General features: G+C 60.4%; 21 protein-coding genes. 17 read left to right on the top strand and 4 right to left on the bottom strand.

Features of this window, described 5'->3' with window-relative positions; all coding sequences use genetic code 11:
- Window positions 1-213: 213 nt before the first annotated feature.
- The 7 genes from IVB36_RS33860 (at window position 214) to IVB36_RS33835 (ending at window position 4581) form a co-directional block, all read left to right on the top strand.
- Entirely contained in the window at window positions 214-447 is a 234-nt protein-coding gene (locus IVB36_RS33860; protein WP_026233600.1) for a hypothetical protein, read from the top strand.
- A gap of 16 nt (window positions 448-463) precedes the next feature.
- Entirely contained in the window at window positions 464-1372 is a 909-nt protein-coding gene (locus IVB36_RS33855) for a DUF1259 domain-containing protein (RefSeq protein WP_018458514.1), read from the top strand.
- Between the two features lie 154 nt (window positions 1373-1526).
- Window positions 1527-1838, top strand: coding sequence for a conotoxin (locus IVB36_RS33850; RefSeq protein ID WP_247394540.1), 312 nt, complete (start codon window positions 1527-1529; stop codon window positions 1836-1838).
- Window positions 1839-2244: 406 nt separating this feature from the next.
- Window positions 2245-2379, top strand: coding sequence for a hypothetical protein (locus IVB36_RS40220; protein ID WP_018458516.1), 135 nt, complete (start codon window positions 2245-2247; stop codon window positions 2377-2379).
- A gap of 90 nt (window positions 2380-2469) precedes the next feature.
- Window positions 2470-3219: a sulfite exporter TauE/SafE family protein gene (locus IVB36_RS33845; RefSeq protein WP_018458517.1), complete on the top strand. Its 750-nt coding sequence runs from the start codon at window positions 2470-2472 to the stop codon at window positions 3217-3219.
- A gap of 238 nt (window positions 3220-3457) precedes the next feature.
- The gene (locus IVB36_RS33840; RefSeq protein WP_247394538.1) at window positions 3458-4051 is read left to right on the top strand and encodes a hypothetical protein; all 594 of its coding nucleotides are present in this window, start codon (window positions 3458-3460) and stop codon (window positions 4049-4051) included.
- 14 nt (window positions 4052-4065) lie between these two features.
- A complete protein-coding gene (locus tag IVB36_RS33835) occupies window positions 4066-4581 on the top strand; it encodes a heme-binding protein (protein ID WP_247394537.1) in 516 nt (171 codons plus the stop codon).
- Between the two features lie 113 nt (window positions 4582-4694).
- Here IVB36_RS33835 and IVB36_RS33830 read toward each other — a convergent pair whose 3' ends face one another.
- On the bottom strand, window positions 4695-4955 hold the full coding sequence (locus IVB36_RS33830; protein WP_083926524.1) for a DUF1127 domain-containing protein: 261 nt from the start codon (window positions 4953-4955) through the stop codon (window positions 4695-4697).
- Between the two features lie 408 nt (window positions 4956-5363).
- On the opposite strand from IVB36_RS33830, the gene IVB36_RS33825 reads away from it, so the two are divergent.
- From IVB36_RS33825 to IVB36_RS33815, 3 genes are all read left to right on the top strand, one after another.
- Window positions 5364-7325 (top strand): PAS domain-containing sensor histidine kinase, encoded by a 1962-nt coding sequence (locus IVB36_RS33825; RefSeq protein WP_247394534.1) that lies wholly within the window; start codon window positions 5364-5366, stop codon window positions 7323-7325.
- Between the two features lie 236 nt (window positions 7326-7561).
- On the top strand, window positions 7562-7750 hold the full coding sequence (locus IVB36_RS33820; RefSeq protein ID WP_247394531.1) for a hypothetical protein: 189 nt from the start codon (window positions 7562-7564) through the stop codon (window positions 7748-7750).
- Window positions 7751-8013: 263 nt separating this feature from the next.
- A complete protein-coding gene (locus tag IVB36_RS33815; protein ID WP_247394528.1) occupies window positions 8014-8409 on the top strand; it encodes a response regulator in 396 nt (131 codons plus the stop codon).
- Window positions 8410-8445: 36 nt separating this feature from the next.
- On the opposite strand, the gene IVB36_RS33810 is transcribed toward IVB36_RS33815, so the two are convergent.
- The 3 genes from IVB36_RS33810 to IVB36_RS33800 form a co-directional block, all read right to left on the bottom strand.
- Window positions 8446-8640: a hypothetical protein gene (locus IVB36_RS33810; protein WP_247394525.1), complete on the bottom strand. Its 195-nt coding sequence runs from the start codon at window positions 8638-8640 to the stop codon at window positions 8446-8448.
- A 657-nt stretch (window positions 8641-9297) separates the two neighbouring features.
- Complete coding sequence (gene rnk, locus IVB36_RS33805) at window positions 9298-9711, bottom strand: nucleoside diphosphate kinase regulator (protein WP_143273371.1); 414 nt, start codon at window positions 9709-9711, stop codon at window positions 9298-9300.
- A gap of 9 nt (window positions 9712-9720) precedes the next feature.
- Window positions 9721-10212, bottom strand: a complete 492-nt coding sequence (locus IVB36_RS33800) for a GreA/GreB family elongation factor (protein WP_085352291.1) — start codon at window positions 10210-10212, stop codon at window positions 9721-9723.
- 478 nt (window positions 10213-10690) lie between these two features.
- Here IVB36_RS33800 and IVB36_RS33795 point away from each other — a divergent pair, with 478 nt between their 5' ends.
- The 7 genes from IVB36_RS33795 to mnhG all read left to right on the top strand — a co-directional run bounded on the left by IVB36_RS33795 (window position 10691) and on the right by mnhG (window position 17010).
- The gene (locus IVB36_RS33795) at window positions 10691-10846 is read left to right on the top strand and encodes a hypothetical protein (protein WP_158091577.1); all 156 of its coding nucleotides are present in this window, start codon (window positions 10691-10693) and stop codon (window positions 10844-10846) included.
- A 163-nt stretch (window positions 10847-11009) separates the two neighbouring features.
- Window positions 11010-13931, top strand: coding sequence for a monovalent cation/H+ antiporter subunit A (locus tag IVB36_RS33790; protein WP_247394521.1), 2922 nt, complete (start codon window positions 11010-11012; stop codon window positions 13929-13931).
- Window positions 13931-14272, top strand: coding sequence for a Na+/H+ antiporter subunit C (locus tag IVB36_RS33785; RefSeq protein ID WP_018458528.1), 342 nt, complete (start codon window positions 13931-13933; stop codon window positions 14270-14272). The genes IVB36_RS33790 and IVB36_RS33785 overlap by 1 nt, the downstream gene beginning before the upstream one ends.
- Complete coding sequence (locus IVB36_RS33780; protein WP_247394518.1) at window positions 14269-15900, top strand: monovalent cation/H+ antiporter subunit D; 1632 nt, start codon at window positions 14269-14271, stop codon at window positions 15898-15900. Before IVB36_RS33785 ends, IVB36_RS33780 begins: the two co-directional genes overlap by 4 nt.
- Window positions 15897-16385, top strand: a complete 489-nt coding sequence (locus IVB36_RS33775; RefSeq protein WP_247394515.1) for a Na+/H+ antiporter subunit E — start codon at window positions 15897-15899, stop codon at window positions 16383-16385. Before IVB36_RS33780 ends, IVB36_RS33775 begins: the two co-directional genes overlap by 4 nt.
- Entirely contained in the window at window positions 16382-16663 is a 282-nt protein-coding gene (locus IVB36_RS33770) for a K+/H+ antiporter subunit F (protein ID WP_018458531.1), read from the top strand. Before IVB36_RS33775 ends, IVB36_RS33770 begins: the two co-directional genes overlap by 4 nt.
- Window positions 16660-17010: a monovalent cation/H(+) antiporter subunit G gene (gene mnhG / locus IVB36_RS33765; RefSeq protein WP_247394513.1), complete on the top strand. Its 351-nt coding sequence runs from the start codon at window positions 16660-16662 to the stop codon at window positions 17008-17010. The genes IVB36_RS33770 and mnhG overlap by 4 nt, the downstream gene beginning before the upstream one ends.
- Window positions 17011-17085: the final 75 nt, after the last annotated feature.

Genomic DNA, 17085 nt, shown 5'->3' with positions numbered 1-17085 from the left:
AGCATCGCGTCCTGATCACCAAGGGCGCACCATGTCATCATACTTTCCTCGATTGCATCCAGCAGACTGGCTCGATTTCTCGGCACGGCGTCCGCGCCGGTCGCATCGCTGTGCGCATTGATGCCCGCGGCCTGTTGCGCCGTGTTGGCACCGAGTAGGGGAAGATCGCGAAACGGACTTCACTTGGGGCAGGACAAGACCAGGAGAATGATCATGCGAACACGAGCAATCTTCCGCACGGTCCTGTTGCTTGCGATCGCGGGCGTGCTGTCGAGCGCGCACGCTCTGACACAGGAGGAGTTGGTCGCCAAGATCCAGGCGGCCGGCTACGCGCAAGTCAGCGATATCAAGTCGACGGCTGAAGGCGTCACCGCCAAGGCGGTGAAGAACGGCAAGGCGGTGACGCTGGTCGTCGACAGCAGTGGTCGGGTTAAAGAGCGAAACTAAGCCGAGGAGTAGCACGATGAAAAGAATCATCTGGGCCGTGGTCGGCATTGGCGTCTGCCTTCTTGCATTTCGCTTCGGCCCCTTCATCCCGGCATATGCCCAGGATGCCGACTGGCAGAAGGTGGACGAGACCCTGGGCCGCAAGCCCGCCGTCTCGGACGACGTCCGCCGTTTCGGCTTTCCCCGCACCGATCTCTCCGTGACATTGGACGGCGTCGCGATCAAGCCGGCGCTGGCGCTCGGTGGCTGGATCGCGTTCAAGCCTGCGCATGGCGGCGCCATGGTCATGGGCGATCTTGTGCTGCTCGAAACCGAGATCAATCCGGTGATGGCGAAGATGATCGCGAGCGGGCTCGAGATCACCGCCGTGCACAATCATCTGCTGCGTGCGAGCCCGGCGACGTTCTACATGCACGTCGCCGGACATGGCGACCCGGTCAAGCTGGCCGCGGCGATCCATGATGCCCTGGCCGAAAGCAAGACCCCGCTGACGGTCACGGCGCCGGCGAATCCGCCGCCCGCCATCGACCTCGACACGGCGAAGCTCGACCAGATCATCGGCGTCAAGGGGCAGGCGAACGGCGGCGTCTACCAGTTCAACGTGAAGCGGCGCGACCCCATCACGGAGGACGGCATGCTGTTGACGCCCGTCGCCGCCATGGGTGTCGCAATCGCCATCAACTTCCAGCCGACGGGCGCGGGTAGGGCGGCCATCACGGGCGACTTCGTGCTGACCAGCGACGAAGTGAACCAGGTCATCCTCGCGCTTCGGACGCACGGCATCGAGGTGACCGCGCTGCACAGCCACATGCTGGACGAACAGCCTCGGCTCTTCTTCATGCACTTCTGGGCCAACGACGATGCCGTCAAGCTTGCGGAGGGCCTCCGCGCGGCGCTCGACAAGACGGCCAGCACGAAGAGCTGATCTCGGCGAAGGAGCTGCGCACATAGATGTTCGGTGAAACGGAGCTCGGCCGAATTCGTGCGCTAGCGCCGCAGTGCAGCAGTGAAACGGATCCGATCGTTCCGAACCCGAGCTTGTGTCTGTCGTTATCCTTCAACGAACCGAGGAGGAAACAATGCGTGTCCTAGTGATCACCGCGGCAGTATTACTGTCTTGTACGCTCGGTCCCTCACGCGCCGACGAGACGGCTCCTGCACGTCAGGCGCAGGCGACCGTTCCGGTGCAGCCGGATCGAACTCCCGAGCAAGCTGAACAGGCCCGAGACCAAGACAGGAAGAACGCCGAAGACGTTAAGATCGAACGTGATTGGAAGGCGCAAGGCGGCACCGATGGCGATCGCGCCGGCCGAGCCAATCAATCGGATCAGGATCATCAAACGGTGGGACGTGATTGGCGGGCCCGGCCAGACAACGCCGAGCGTCGTTGAGACAAAATCGAATCCTCTGCGGTCCAAGCCGACAACGACATATATGGCTGACTATACGATCACGAGCACCAGCAGGTGACGAGAAGCTTGGTCGGATCCGCGCCGTCTAGTGGTTAGAAACAAAGCTTCGACGGCATTGACAAATTCGACCGGCGCGTAATATTTGCCTCACGGGGAAGCGATCTCCCCGCGAGGCGACATGCCCAAGAATCGCGTCCCGGTTTCGACAAGGACGCTGCATGTCTTCCGTTTTCCGATCCCCTCTCCAAGCCGCTTTATCCGTCTCGCGCCCGCCAGGGCCTCGCTGTCGGCGGTGGGATCACCGTGCCGACGGACTCTGCCGGGCGGGCAGCGATCGTGAACCATCCAACTCGAAATTCATCCGTGATCTCAACGGAGGACTGCCATGACCTACGTCATGAAGCCGCTGTCGTGCGACCCGAGTCGAATCCGCGGCATGTCGGACGAAGTCCATTATCGCTTCGTCTACGACCAGGACGGCACGCTTCGAAGCTATTCGATGGGCGAGCGAAGCATCTGACATAACAACTGACGATTCGGGGATACCGAGACCTCCCCGTGAGATGGAGTCCCATCCAAGCGCTCGCCACCTCGATCCGGGGACGATCATATGGACGCACTTGGCTTCGCTATCTTTGCTCTTGCCGCCCTTGCCGGTGGCTTCGTCAGCGGCTTCTCTGGCTTCGCGATGGGCCTGGTCGTCTCTGGTGTCTGGCTGCACATCATCACGCCGATCCAGACCGCCACTTTGATCGCGGGGTACGGTCTGCTCACCCAAGGCTACGGCATTTATAGGCTGCGACATGTCCTGGATCTGCGCAAGGCATGGCCTCTCGCGCTTGGAACAGTCATCGGCATTCCGATTGGCGTTGAAATTCTCGTCTATCTCAATCCCCTCTATCTGAGGTTCGGAGTCGGTGTGTTGTTGATGATTTACTCCATTTACGGCTTGGCGCGCCCTGTGTTCGCGCCCATGAGAATCGGCACCGGAGCAGACATCGCAATAGGCATCTCGAATGGGATGCTTGGCGGGTTGACGGGGCTCGGCGGCGTGATCTCCACGATATCGTGCCAATGGCGCGGTTGGCCGAAGGATTTGCAGCGGGCCGTGTTTCAGCCGGTGCTGTTCATCGCCTTCGTGGTCATCTCCTTGTCCCAGGCAGCGGCCGGCTCCATTACCAGGGAAACACTGGTGCTGTACGCGTTGGGCGTTCCCTTCATGGTCGCCGGCCTTTGGTCCGGCTTCAAGATGTTCGGGACCATCCAGGACGAGACCTTTCGCAAGGCTGTGTTGGCACTGTTGCTGTTGGCGGGGCTCTCGCTGGTCGTCTCGACCCTCCCTTTTTCCGCTGATCGATAAGGGCATCATGCTATTGAAGCGACTGGGCGCCATCGCCATCCCGAACGGACTGAACAGCGATTTCGATCACGCCGCGTTCGATCCGAAGACGCGCCGCGTCTTCACGGGGGCCTCCTCGCATTCTCCGATGAGTGATGAGTGCAGATCGAGCGCGGCAGGCCGCGCGCGAATTCAATCTTCTGCATGGGCCAGGCTTGCGCTGCCATCCATGCTGGCTTTGTTGATGGGAGGAAATGCCATGGCCGAGACCCTGAATTTCGACAGCGCTGCTGTCGGAACTTCGCCCGACGGGTGGACTTTGACGATGACCGGCAAGGGACAGCCGAAATGGACCGTCGAGGCCGAGGCTACGGCGCCAAGCAAGCCGAACGTTCTCAAGCAATCCGGACGGGCGACGTTTCCCCTCGCCATCAAGCGCGATACGTCCATCCGTGACGGCTTCGTCGAGGTGAAATTCAAGGCCGTTGCCGGCTCCGAGGATCGCGCCGCGGGAGTCATTTGGCGTGCGAAGGATGCCGACAATTACTACGTGGTCCGGGCTAACGCGCTGGAGGACAATGTCGTTCTCTACAAGACGATCAATGGCGTTCGAATGTCGCTCGAGATCGTGGGTCGCAGAGGCGGCTATGGCGTCAGCGCGCCGGTGTCGTCCGGGCAATGGCACCTGCTGCGCTGCGACTTTGCAGGAAGTCGGTTCAAGGTGAGCTATGACGGAAAGCAATTGTTCGAGGTGGAAGACGCCACCATTCCGGACGCGGGCATGATCGGCCTGTGGACCAAGGCAGATAGCGTGACCCTGTTCGATGATCCGACATATGGTGAGAGCAAATAGGCCTTTGGTCACCTATGCCGGAGATTGCCAAGAACGTTCGATGCCTGTCGGTCGCGACGGCCCTGCTGATTGCGTCCATCTGCCCAGTACGGGCGGAGGAAGGTCTGGTCGCCTACAAATCGCTCGGTCCAGAACTGGCGCTCGATCTTGCGCGCGCTGCGTTGGCGAACTGCCGCACCCGTGGATACCAGGTTGCAGTTGCCGTCGTCGATCGCTTCGGCGTCACGCAAGTGATGTTGCGCGATCGCTTTGCAGGCCCTCACACGCCCTCGACGGCAGCAGGCAAGGCGTGGACAGCAGCCTCGTTCAAGACCAGCACGACCGAGCTCAATGCGATCAGCCAGCCGGGGATGATGCAGGCGGGCATTCGCAACCTTCCCGGAGCGGTCGTCATTGCCGGAGGACTGATCGTTGAAGCCGGCGGCTCCCTGGTCGGAGCGGTCGGCGTGTCCGGCGCGCCGGGCGGTGACGCGGACGAAGCGTGCGCGAAAGCCGGAATTGATGCCATGCGCGACAAGCTGGACTTCTGAGAAGACGTCAAGATCGCGGTCAAAAAGTCCTTCGGCCTTTCACGAGCCTGGCGGCCGTCTGATCCACAGGGACAAGCAGACGCGCCGCCTTCGCACGCGCAGGTGTGGGGCGCTCACCGACAGGAATCGACAATATCCGATTTGTCGCGCCAACCTGAGAAGTAACACCGTCGAGCTTCCCCAACGATTGTTCTCGACAAGCCGATGTCCGCGAGAAGCCGGTCATCCAGTTCGAGAAGCTCGTCGTATTGGCGGCGCCGTGTGATGCCGTCCAGCAGCGCGAGCGTGAGTTTCCAGAACCATGCAGGGCTTGGAGAAGGAACGAAGGCTGCGCTGGATGTGCCGATTGAGCCAGTGGTGCTGTCGCAAGACATGTTTCACCTCCATAATGGAGCGAAACAACGCTTGGCTCGAAAGCTGGTCGGGCGGTTGTGTTTGACCCGATGGCCTTTTCTATCATGCTCGTCTCTGCCGCACAAGCGATCCGCTGATCTGGAAGCTGGAGGCGTCGCTGGAGTGCCGGTCATGCTGAAAGGAACGTTCGGCGCCGCCCGTCCACTGGATCAAGCTGACCGCAACGCGAAGCATCACACCCTGCAAATGAGTGTATCCGACCGAGGAGCACTGATCGGAGCGCCGCCTGATGGTTGAGATCCTCGCTCCCTCACTGGTACAACTGAGATCCAGATCCCGACAGAGGCATGCAACGCACGAAGCAGCACCACGGAACAATAAAAAGACTTCGCGGTTAAACGGTTTCCCCCGACACCGGAGTCGACCATTTGCAAGCCCATCAGTCAAAACTTGACGGGATCGACGATACTGCGCGCCTTCAACTGCTCATTGACGCAATCGTTGATTACGCCATCTACATGATCGACCTCGACGGCACAGTCCGCAGCTGGAACTCCGGTGCCCAGCGGTTGAAGGGCTACTCGCCCGACGAAATCATCGGCAAGTCGTTCGCATCCTTCTATACGCCAGATGATCGCGCCAATGGGCTTCCAGAGCGCGCCTTGAGCGTCGCAGCACGAGAAGGCCGCTTCAGTGCCGAAGGATGGAGAGTCCGCAAGGACGGAAGCCGTTTCTGGGCATCGGTCATCATCGATGCCGTCCGCAATCAAGCCGGCGAAGTGATCGGCTTCGCCAAGGTCACGCGAGATGTTACCGAACGTCAGGAAGCCCATGAAGAGCTTCTCAATAGTGAGCGGCGCTATCGCCAGCTAATCGAGGCCGTGGTCGATTACGCGATCTTTCAGCTCGACCCACTGGGCAACGTGACAACCTGGAATCCCGGAGCAGAGCGGATCAAGGGCTACGCGCCGCCGGAGATCATCGGTCAGCATTTTAGCGCTTTTTACACGCCCGAAGACATCGAACTCGGTGTGCCCAAGCGTGCGCTTTCAGAGGCGGCGGAGCATGGTCGCTTCGAGGCGGAAGGCTGGCGCCTGCGAAAAGACGGCTCCCGCTTCTGGGCATCCGTCATCATCGATCGCATCACGGACGAGGCCGGAAACATTGTCGGGTTCGCCAAAGTCACGCGCGACGTTACGGACCGGAAGCGCGCCGAGGACGAGCTCAAGCACGTTCAGGAGCAACTCGCCGCATCCCAAAAGCTGGAAGCGGTGGGGCAACTCAGCGGTGGCATCGCGCACGACTTCAACAATCTGCTCATGATCGTCCTTGGCAATCTCGAAACAGCTGAGCGGCACGCCAAGGCGCCCGGAGCCAATCTGAACCGGGCGCTCGCAAACGCGAAGCGCGGCGCACAGAGAGCCGCGGCGTTAACCAGTCGCTTGTTGGCATTTTCGCGCCGACAAGCGCTCGATCCCAGGCCAATCAACGTAAACAACTACGTCAATGGCCTGCAGGAATTCCTTCAGCGCACGCTCGGAGAGCGCATCGAAGTCCAGACCGTCGGAAGTGCGGGTCTTTGGGAAATCGAAGCCGACGCCAATCATCTGGAGTCAGCCATCGTCAACCTGGCAATCAACGCTCGTGACGCCATGCCCGACGGCGGAAAGCTGACTTTGGAAGCAGCCAACATTTCCGCCGACGATGATTACTGCCGGCTCAATCCTGAACTGGCGCCCGGTCAGTACGTCGCCATTTGCGTGACTGACACCGGAGGCGGAATGTCGCGCGACGTTCTCAGTCACGCTTTTGAGCCCTTCTTTACGACAAAGGAGCCGGGCCACGGCACCGGCCTTGGCCTGAGCCAGGTCTACGGCTTCGTCAAGCAATCCGGAGGCCACGCAAAAATCTACAGCGAGGTGGGGCAAGGCACCACCATCAAGATGTACTTTCCGCGCTTCTCCGGAAGCACACGGCCCGAAGAAATCGCACCTGAGGAAATTGCCGAGGGTGAGCTATCCGAGACCGTTCTCGTCGTCGAGGACGATGAGGATCTGCGCGTCTATATTTCTGACGTCCTGCGGGATCTCAACTATCGCGTCCTCTCGGCCCGCAGCGCTCAGGCCGCTCTGACCATTCTCCTGCAAGACGATTCGAAGGTGGACCTTCTTCTCACTGACGTGGTCATGCCGGGGATCAATGGTCGCGAGCTCGGCAGGCGCGCGCATCAAATTAGACCGGGACTGAAGATCCTGTACATGACGGGCTATTCGCGTAATGCCGTGGTCCATCAGGGAAGGCTTGATGAAGGTGTCAACCTGCTGGAGAAGCCAATCTCGCAAGCAAAACTGGCGCTGAAGGTGCGAGAGATTCTGGATCAGTTTGAATGACCAGGGTCTGACCAGCGGTACTATCCTGACCGCTGGCCGGCGGCGGCCACCGTAGCACCGTCCGTTCTCTGGGGCCTTAGCCGTCATCCCTTGCCTGACTGCCTGGTGCCTCAACGGGCACCAGGATTCCCATACTGCGCTCACCCTGAGGGAGTGGATCGGTAGCCGGACTTCCCCGCTTGACCTTTTTTCGCGCCGTGAGATTTTTAAGGGTCCGAAAAAAGTCGGGGGCGGCGATGAAACTGTTGAACGAATACCTGGAGCGTGCCGTCAGTCTGGAGAAATTGGCGGCGGGCGAGCAGGATTCGACCTTCAAAACTCAGCTGTTGAACCAGGCGGCGGCTTACAGAAAGCTGGCGGCAAAGCGCGCCTTGGAATACGGACTGCCGCCACCAAGCCCGCCTGAAGAACCGCCGCAGCCCTGAGAGAGTTAAAAGATCGATCTGGATCAAGGCCGCCTGCGGCCGTGCGGCTGGTCAGCGAGGGGGACGAGGCCCGGTGGCGCATCCTCCAAGAGTATGTCGCGGGCTTTCGCGAATTGATCGGGAAGTTGCGCAAGAAGCTGCACTCCCGAAGTCGAGCTGACATCCGTTGGGCGGGGGACCCTTGCTCCCTGTGTTCAAAATGGAACATAACTCTTTATCGCGAGTTCCTTCCCGATGCACAGCGGGGTGCGCAGGGGGCCAGCATGCAAGGGACGGGAGTTACTATCCTCGTCGTCGAAGACGAACAGCTTATCCGCGACATGGTGGCCGACGCATTGTCAGATGGCGGCTTTGAAGCCGAAGTCGCCGTCAGCGGGGAGGATGCAGTTAGTCTTCTGCAGGGCAACCAAACCAAGTATCGCGCACTCGTTACCGATATAAATTTGTTCGGAAAGCTCGATGGCTGGCAAGTCGGCCATCGCGCCAGGGAGCTAAATCCGGAAATCTCTGTGATTTACATGACAGGCGCGGCGGCCGATCAATGGCCCGCCCACGGCGTGCCCAACAGCATCTTGCTGACCAAGCCATTTGCACCTGCGCAAATCGTGACCGCCGTAGCTCAACTTCTGAATACCGGAACTCCGCCCGCTCAGTCCTGAGGCGAGTGGACGAAGCCTTCTCCGACCGAGGCAGCCTTAGTTCTTCGTCAAGGGCTTGGGCGGCTCTTCGGCCATGGCCTCGGCATCAATGGCAGGAAGCTCGCCAGTGCGGTCTTTCAGGTCTGCCGCACGCTGGACCAAGCCAGCAGCGACCGTGGGATTTTTTGTTGTTTTTGCCATGCGCAGCAATGCCGCTGCGGCCTCACGGGCGAACTGATTTAAGCGCGACACGGTTGGACATCCGACACTTAGCTGACGTGGAATGATTCAAGGGTCGAATATTCGTTCCGAATTCGGCTTAAAAATGCGCGCACGACACAAGAAGGGCTTCAGCTCGGGGCTGGGCCAGCTGAGGTCCTTCGTGTGTCGGCACCACGTTATTTGAGGTGCGGTTGCGAATGATGCCCAACCAAAGAAGTGGTTCTTGGTTCCCGTTATCAGCCCAAATTTCGAAAAAAAACGGGCCCCAGCTCGCGGGGCTATTGGGGGGCATGGAGCTGGGGCCACTCGGGGTCGCCCTTGGGGAAGGGCATCGGGAAAACTTGGCAATCGCAGGAATGTTCCTGTCCTTTTCCAAAGAGCGAGTGTGTAGATCAACCGCACGGCCGCGACTTGAGACGTCCTCGTGAACAACTTTTACGACCCCTGAGCCCCGGTCCTCTGGGGGGCACACCGCGTTGCAAACTCACTATAATGGATCGAAGCCGCGCAGAGTCGTTGGGCGACCAGTCCTGCAATAGTGAGAGGCGCGGTGATCCACAGCGCTACGAAACCAAGGCGTGTGCGCTGTCGAATTCATACGAAGGGCCAGATCCGGGCGCGACGTCCTCGGGACTACGCGCCCACATCGCAAGACGGCGATGCTCGGTCTGACTTAACGTACGCGCCTTATTCGGACACAGCGAGAACGGTCAGGCCCCTGGTGCGCTTGTGGGGCGTCTCGAAGTCGATCCGCTGTCCCGGCGATAGGCCGATCAAGGCCGCTCCAACAGGCGTCAGGACCGAGATCCGACTGAGCTCGATGTTTGCCTCATGCGGATAGACCAGCACGATCTCTCGGCTCGCACCCGTCTCGTCATCGCGATAGGTCACTTTCGATCCCATCCTGATCACGCCTCGCAAGTTGTTCTCGTCCGTCACCGTGGCACGTTCCATCTCTCGAGCCAGAAAATGGGCCACTCGCGGAAACAGATCCATGCTCGAATTGGCCAAGGAACTGAGGCGCCGTGATTCGTCCTCAGTAATCTTGATCGGCGGCAACGCCGGCTGTTCTCGCCGGCTCTCAGCTTCGAAATTGCGCATTGGTCGCTCCTATGCTGCAGTTGGTCCGGGGTCGTCATCGAACGGGTTGCCTGACCGCGTCGGCCCTCTCCGGAAGAATGGGACGACCTTTGAATCCGATGGGGTCAGGCTTTGGACCCTGACGACATTCAGACATCCGGCGACGAAGTACGGCATCTGATCGCCGACCCGCAGTCCGATCAAAGCTGTACCCAGCGGGGTCAACACCGAAATGCAGGCGGGATCCGACCAGCACTCCTCAGGCCAGACCAGTTGCACGGTGCGACGCGGAGCGCCCCAATTCGTGCAATGGGTGACCCATGATCCGATCGTCACGAAAGGACGGACGTTATCCGTTTCGTCCGCGACGATATCGGCGCGGTTGATTTCGCCCATGAGGAATATCCCGTCCAAATCTCCTTTTTGGACGGCGAGCCGGGCGAGCTGTTCGAGCCGCGGATAGTCTGATGAGGTCAGTGCAATTTTTGGAAGAGGCAGCACGGCGCACTCCTTCTGCTTCAAGACGACCTCTCGACTGGAGGTCACGAAAGCTGGAAAAGGGCCCGGACGGCGCGAACACCGCCCGGCTAACCGCCTGCTTGGAGGCGGCCGGCGTGAAGAGCAAAACGCGCGGTGCGCGCATCAATGTCGATGACATAAGCCATGATGCTCTGACTATAGTGGTTCATTTCCCTGGAAACATTGCGACGAAACCGCACAGCACCTGTGCACGCGAAGTATCGAGAGGAGACAAGGAGCGTCATTGAAGTGAGACATCGAACAAGCACGCGGGTCTACCCAGCTGCGCAAGAACGTGCGTCGAAGATTACACCGCGTGGGATGGACAGGCTGACGTTGCTGCAGGCGATCGCTCTTGTCGCACCGGTAGGCCCCGGGCGGCGGTTTGACGTGAATGTGAGCCGTAGTTCTACAGAACCATTATTATAGTCGGCATCGATCGCTTGCACCTGGCGATGGAACACTGAACGGGCGCCATGACATGCGATACCGCTCCGAGGTCAGCCCAGCTGAGGACACCGAGCCGGTCGAGATGAGTGGCTGGCGGGGGATCGCGCTCTGCGGATTCTGTGCGTTGCTGGGCGCTCTCGCCGCCGTCGTTGCCGCCGCGACTGGCACCCTTCCACACTGGATCTGAACCGCTCAATCGCGGAGCCAGTGTCCGCCGGAATGGCGGTTTCCGGCCAAACCATCACAATGGCGCTAAAATCTAGCAGTGGAGATATCGATCCGCCTCGGCTAAGCAATTGAGGATCAGCGAAAGCATCTCTCCACCTCGCAGCCTGGGGCAATGAACGCAAATGTTCCTGCTTGCCGTTCTCGTCCTTCCTTTCGCAGGAAGCTTTATTGCGGCGCTCTTGCGGGTCAATGCACGCAACGCTGAGGCATGGCTCGCTGGAGCGGTCGCACTTACAGCTTTTTGCCTCATCGGTGCGGCTTATCCGAACGTGACGAATGGCGGCGTTGTCGGGTGGCGAACGGACTGGGTCGCTGAACTTGGACTCGCATTTGTGCTGAGGCTTGACGGGTTCGCATGGGCCTTCGCCATGCTGATCACCGGCATCGGTTTTCTGGTGGTGCTGTATGCCCGGTACTACATGTCACCCAGTGATCCCGTTCCGCGGTTCTTCTCCCTGCTGCTCGCCTTCATGGGAGCAATGCTGGGAATCGTGCTCTCCGGCAACCTGCTCCAACTGGTTTTTTTCTGGGAGCTGACCAGTCTCTTTTCATTCCTGCTGATCAGTTACTGGCACCACAACGCGGCGGCGAGAGACGGCGCGCGGATGGCGCTGGTGATCACGTCGACGGGTGGGCTTTGCCTCTTCGCCGGCGTGCTGCTCATCGGGCACATCGTCGGCAGCTATGACCTGGAGCAGGTGCTGGCTTCCGGAAACGCGATCCGTTCGCACGCGCTTTATGTCCCCGCACTCGTTCTAATCCTTCTCGGCGCTCTCACAAAAAGCGCCCAGTTCCCGTTTCATTTCTGGCTGCCGCACGCGATGGCCGCTCCAACTCCCGTTTCAGCTTATCTCCATTCGGCAACAATGGTGAAGGCCGGAGTGTTCCTTCTAGTGCGGCTCTGGCCGGCAATGGGTGGAACGAATGAATGGCTGTGGCTGGTGGGCTCGATCGGCCTGATCACGTTTTTTCTGGGCGCCTTTCTCGCCGTGTTCCAGCAGGATCTGAAGGGGCTATTGGCCTACTCGACGATCAGCCATCTCGGACTGATCACGCTTTTGACCGGACTCGATACCCCATTCGGACAGATCGCGGCGATTTTCCATATCATGAACCACGCGACCTTTAAGGCATCGCTGTTCATGGCGGCCGGCATCATCGATCACGAAACCGGCACGCGCGACATCCGCCGCCTTAGCGGGCTGTGGGCCTTCATGCCGATTACGGCGACGCTGGCCATGGTGGCTGCCGCGGCAATGGCGGGAGTGCCGCTGCTGAATGGTTTTCTGTCGAAGGAAATGTTTTTTGCCGAGACGATCGAGGTCCATGACAATTCCCTCGTCGATCAGGCGCTGCCGTACATCGTCACTCTCGCCAGCACGTTCACGGTTGCCTATTCGCTGCGCTTCATTCGCGACGTGTTCTTCGGCCCGGCTCCAACCGGCTTGCCACGCGTTCCACATGAGCCGCCCCTGTTGATGCGACTTCCGGCCGAACTGCTCGTGCTGGCATGCCTCATCGTCGGTGTCGCGCCGGCTCTCACAGTGGCGCCGATCCTCGATACGGCTGCTCGGGCGGTTCTCGGCTCCGCGATGCCGGAGTACAGCCTTCGTCTCTGGCACGGAATTACGCCTGAACTTCTGATGAGCATCGTAGCGATGGCCGGTGGGTTGGGCGTCTACGTCATGCTGCGCTCCTACCTGCTCGCGCATGAGGGACCGCCCTTGCTCGGTCGCATCAATGGCAAGCGGATCTTTGACTGGGTGTTGGTGACATTGTCCTGGCGGCTTGCACGATGGCTCGCCACCAATCTCGGCACGAGGCGTCTCCAACCACAATTGAGACTGTTGGCTGGCGTGGCGTTCGTCGCTGCCCTGCTGCCCCTCTACGCCAGCGGCCTTTCGCTGACGGGACCGTCAGGGAGGGAATTCGACCTCGTCTTCGGACTACTTTGGGTGGTGGGCGTTGGCTGCGCGGTGGGGGCCGCGGTCCAGGCCAAATTTCATCGGGTGGTGGCGCTGATACTGCTCGGGACCGCGGGTCTCGTCACCTGCGTCAGCTTCGTCTGGTTATCCGCTCCCGATGTCGCGCTGACGCAGATCGTCGTTGAGACGGTTACGACGGTTCTCCTGTTGCTCGGCTTGCGGTGGTTGCCGAAACGCATTGCGCGACCAGGCCCGGCCGAGGCGCCCGACAGCATTCGCTGGCACCGCGTTCGCGACTTCTCCATCGCGCTCCTCGCCGGGCTCGGTTTGGCCACCCTTGCGCTGGCGGCCATGCAGCTCCCGGACAATCACAGCATTTCGCGATACTTCGTGGAAAACGCCTACACGAAGGGGGGCGGAACCAACGTGGTGAACGTCATCCTGGTGGATTTTCGCGGGTTCGATACGCTCGGCGAGATCACCGTGCTTGCGGTCGTCGCACTGACCGTCTTTGCGCTTTTGCGCCGTTTCCGTCCGGCCCCCGAAAGCATTCCCGTTCCCGAACAGCAGCATGCCCAGGATGCCCACGACGAGGCTCATCCCGATCGACAGAAGGGCGACACTGCCAAGGACACGCTTGCTACCGCGGCATTGATGATGGGGCTGCTGTTTCCCGTGATCGGCGTCGTGGCCATTTTCCTTCTCTTGCGCGGGCACGACCTTCCGGGCGGCGGCTTCGTCGCCGGCATCGCAATGGCAACAGCGTTCATCCTGCAGTATATGGCTCGCGGTACGGTGTGGGTGGAAGCTCGTCTTCACGTCATGCCGGTGCGTTGGATGGGTTTCGGCCTCTTGCTGGCAGGGTGTGCGGGAGCTGCCGCCTGCGTTTTCGGACACCCCTTCCTGACCTCGTACTTTGCATATGCCGAACTGCCTCTGCTCGGTCGCGTCCCCACGGCCAGCGCTCTTCTCTTCGATATCGGTGTGTTCTCGCTCGTCGTCGGCGCCACGGTATTGATGCTCATCGCAATCGCGCATCAATCGCTGCGTCGCTATGGCGTGCCGCTCCAGGCGGGGCAACGCGCGCACGATGAGCGAGCGAAAGAGGAGTTGGTGTAATGGAGCTTAGCCTGGCCATCGGCATAGGTGCGCTTACGGCGTCCGGAGTGTGGCTGATCCTCAGGCCGCGCACGTTTCAAGTCATCATCGGGCTTTCGTTGCTCTCTTACGCCGTCAATCTCTTCATTGTGGCCATGGGGCGGGTGCGGACGGGAGCGCCGGTGCTGATCGCAAAGGAGATCGGGGATGCAACGAAACATGCTGACCCGCTACCACAGGCGCTCGTACTGACTGCAATCGTCATCAGTTTTGCGACGACCGCGTTGTTCCTTGTCGTTCTCCTCGCGTCGCGCGGCCTGGCGCGCACCGATCACGTCGACGGTCAGGAGCCCGAGGCGTGAGCGGAATTGCAAATCTGGTTGTTGCGCCCATCGTCCTGCCCCTGCTTGCCGGCGCAGGCATGCTGCTCTTGAATGGAGAGCGGCACCGCAACATCGTGGCTGCGGTCAACGTCGCCACAACGGTTGCACTTGTTTGTGTCGCGGTGATCTTGCTCGGAATGTCTGATTCGGGTCATCCCGAAATCAGGGAAGTCTATCGCCTGGGCGATTGGCCTGCTCCGTTCGGAATTGTCCTCGTTCTCGATCGGCTCTCCGCGCTCATGCTGCTCCTGACCAGCATCCTGGCGCTGGCGTCGCTCGTGTTCTCTCTTGCCCGTTGGCACCGGACAGGCGCGCATTTCCATCCGCTCTTTCAGTTTCTGTTGATGGGCCTCAATGGTGCCTTCCTGACCGGCGATCTCTTCAATCTGTTTGTCTTCTTCGAGTTATTGCTGGCCGCTTCGTACGGACTTCTGCTGCATGGGTCCGGTCTCGCACGGGTGAAGGCTGGGTTGCACTACATCGTCGTGAATCTGGTCGCGTCTCTATTGTTCCTGATCGGGGTCAGCCTGATCTATGGCGTCACCGGGACGCTCAATATGGCGGACCTCTCGGCGCGGATACCTGCAATCGCTGCGGAGAGCCGCGGTTTGCTCGAAGCAGGCGCCGGCATGCTGGCCGTGGCCTTCCTGCTCAAAGCCGGCATGTGGCCTCTGTGTTTCTGGCTGCCGACGGCCTACGCAGCCGCGAGTCCACCGGTGGCGTCGATCTTTGCGATCATGACCAAGGTCGGCGTATATATCATCCTGCGTCTATCGCTGCTGCTTTTCGGTGAGGGCAGCGGCGCGTCAGCGGGCTTCGGCAGTGACTGGCTGTTGTGGGGCGGGGTGGCGACGATCGCCTTCGGAGCAATCGGCACATTGGCATCCCAGGACACCGCCCGTCTCGGCGGCTTTTCGGTGCTCGTATCCTCCGGAACCGTGCTGGCAGCCACGGGGACCGGGCAAGTCAGTGTCACCGGTGGAGCACTGTTTTACCTGGTCAGCTCGACTCTCGGCATCAGCGCGTTCTTCCTTCTGGCCGAACTCATCGAGCGCGGCCGCGAACCGGGAGCTGACGTGATCGCCGTCACGCGAGAAGCTTACGGAGAAGACGACGGTGCGGACGATACCGAAGAGGAAGTCGGCATGGCCATTGTGGGCACGATGGGATTGCTCGGCGTCGCCTTTATCGGATGCGCACTGGTCATCGCCGGGCTTCCGCCGCTGTCGGGGTTCATAGCCAAATTCGCGCTGCTTACGGCGGCGCTTCAACCTTCAGACATGCATCCGGGTGGTGCCGTTCCCGGCAGTGGATGGGCGCTCCTGTTGGCGCTCCTCATATCCAGTTTTGCGGCGTTGGTCGCGCTGACCCGAGCAGGTATCCGCTCCTTCTGGGCCTCGCCAGATCGCACCGTGCCGCGTGTGCGCCTGATCGAAATGGCGCCCATCATGTTCCTGTTGATCATTTGCGCCACCCAGACAGTGCTCGCCGGTCCGGTGATGCGTTTCATGCAGGCAACGGCGCAATCGCTGCACGCGCCGGCGGGCTACGTCAGCGACGTCCTGGAGATCAGGGTCCAAGGCAGCCGAAAGGCGGGTGGCGAATGACGCGATTCCTGCCCTTTCCGCGGGTGAGCTTCTGTCTTCTCGCATTGTGGCTGCTGCTCAATCAAGCAGTCACGGTCGGACATGTCCTCCTCGGTTGTGTGATCGCGCTCGTCGGCGGGCAGATCCTCACCGTGCTGGAGCTGCCAAGCACACACGTCAGGCGACCCGGCGTCCTTCTTCGCCTGTTGGGATTGGTAGCGATTGATATCATCCGCTCTAACTTGGCGGTTGGCCGGATCATTCTCGGCTTTGGGCGCCGGCAGCGAAAATCCGGGTTCGTGAACATTCCGCTCGACATGCGCAATCCCTACGGACTGGCCATGTTGGCTTGCATCATCACCTCGACGCCCGGAACGCTGTGGGTGAATTTCGATGCACAGAAGGGCTTGTTGATGATCCATGTTCTCGACCTGGTCGATGAAGCCGAGTGGATCCGCACGATCAAGCAGCGCTACGAACGCCATCTGCTGGAGATATTCGAATGAGCCAGCTCTTGCTGATCTACGCGCTTGTCGCCGCGCAGGTACTTCTGGTGTTGGCTATCGGCTGTGGCGCGGCTCGCATCTTTCGGGGGCCGCGAGCACAGGATCGCGTTCTGGGTTTCGACACGCTGTCCGTGAACGCGATGTTGTTGCTTCTGACGTTCGGGATTCGATCCGGCGAAACGCTCTATTTCGAGGCGGCTCTGGCCATGGCCCTCTTCGGTTTTGTTGGTACGGTTGCGCTAGCGAAGTTTCTGCTGCGCGGCGAGGTGATGGAATGAACGGCATCGAACACCTGCCGCCCTGGGCTGCGGCTCTCACGGCATTTCTCCTTCTTGTCGGCGCCGCCGCAACACTGGTCGGTTCGCTGGGCCTTTTGCGGTTCGGCACATTCTACGAGCGGGTCCACGCGCCGACGCTCGGGACAACGCTGGGCACCGTATTCATTGCAGCTGCTTCAATCGTTTGCTTTTCGTTACTTCAGAGCAGGCCCGTGCTGCACGAAATCCTGATCATCGGGCTTGGCGTGGTAACCACGCCTATTGCGCTGACCGTATTGGTGGGCGCAGCGCGATTTCGCGATACCGCCGAAAAGAGTGCGCAAGTTCGCGGACCAGAGGGCAATTAGCGCGAGACGCGCGATTTTTTGCGGCAGGTTCCTTGATCGGCCAGTCGGCCAATCCAGGCTAAATGTCGCATTTGA

Source organism: Bradyrhizobium sp. 35 (assembly GCF_023073215.1).
GTDB classification, from domain to species: Bacteria; Pseudomonadota; Alphaproteobacteria; order Rhizobiales; family Xanthobacteraceae; genus Bradyrhizobium; species Bradyrhizobium canariense_D.
This window is presented reverse-complemented; position numbering and strand designations above follow the sequence as displayed.

Coding starts and splice junctions, on each gene's coding strand:
- IVB36_RS33860 (WP_026233600.1), top strand. CDS start 214: ATGCGAACACGAGCAATCTTCCGCACGGTCCTGTTGCTTGCGATCGCG.
- IVB36_RS33855 (WP_018458514.1), top strand. CDS start 464: ATGAAAAGAATCATCTGGGCCGTGGTCGGCATTGGCGTCTGCCTTCTT.
- IVB36_RS33850 (WP_247394540.1), top strand. CDS start 1,527: ATGCGTGTCCTAGTGATCACCGCGGCAGTATTACTGTCTTGTACGCTC.
- IVB36_RS40220 (WP_018458516.1), top strand. CDS start 2,245: ATGACCTACGTCATGAAGCCGCTGTCGTGCGACCCGAGTCGAATCCGC.
- IVB36_RS33845 (WP_018458517.1), top strand. CDS start 2,470: ATGGACGCACTTGGCTTCGCTATCTTTGCTCTTGCCGCCCTTGCCGGT.
- IVB36_RS33840 (WP_247394538.1), top strand. CDS start 3,458: ATGGCCGAGACCCTGAATTTCGACAGCGCTGCTGTCGGAACTTCGCCC.
- IVB36_RS33835 (WP_247394537.1), top strand. CDS start 4,066: ATGCCGGAGATTGCCAAGAACGTTCGATGCCTGTCGGTCGCGACGGCC.
- IVB36_RS33830 (WP_083926524.1), bottom strand. CDS start 4,955: ATGTCTTGCGACAGCACCACTGGCTCAATCGGCACATCCAGCGCAGCC.
- IVB36_RS33820 (WP_247394531.1), top strand. CDS start 7,562: ATGAAACTGTTGAACGAATACCTGGAGCGTGCCGTCAGTCTGGAGAAA.
- IVB36_RS33815 (WP_247394528.1), top strand. CDS start 8,014: ATGCAAGGGACGGGAGTTACTATCCTCGTCGTCGAAGACGAACAGCTT.
- rnk (WP_143273371.1), bottom strand. CDS start 9,711: ATGCGCAATTTCGAAGCTGAGAGCCGGCGAGAACAGCCGGCGTTGCCG.
- IVB36_RS33795 (WP_158091577.1), top strand. CDS start 10,691: ATGCGATACCGCTCCGAGGTCAGCCCAGCTGAGGACACCGAGCCGGTC.
- IVB36_RS33790 (WP_247394521.1), top strand. CDS start 11,010: ATGTTCCTGCTTGCCGTTCTCGTCCTTCCTTTCGCAGGAAGCTTTATT.
- IVB36_RS33785 (WP_018458528.1), top strand. CDS start 13,931: ATGGAGCTTAGCCTGGCCATCGGCATAGGTGCGCTTACGGCGTCCGGA.
- IVB36_RS33775 (WP_247394515.1), top strand. CDS start 15,897: ATGACGCGATTCCTGCCCTTTCCGCGGGTGAGCTTCTGTCTTCTCGCA.
- IVB36_RS33770 (WP_018458531.1), top strand. CDS start 16,382: ATGAGCCAGCTCTTGCTGATCTACGCGCTTGTCGCCGCGCAGGTACTT.
- mnhG (WP_247394513.1), top strand. CDS start 16,660: ATGAACGGCATCGAACACCTGCCGCCCTGGGCTGCGGCTCTCACGGCA.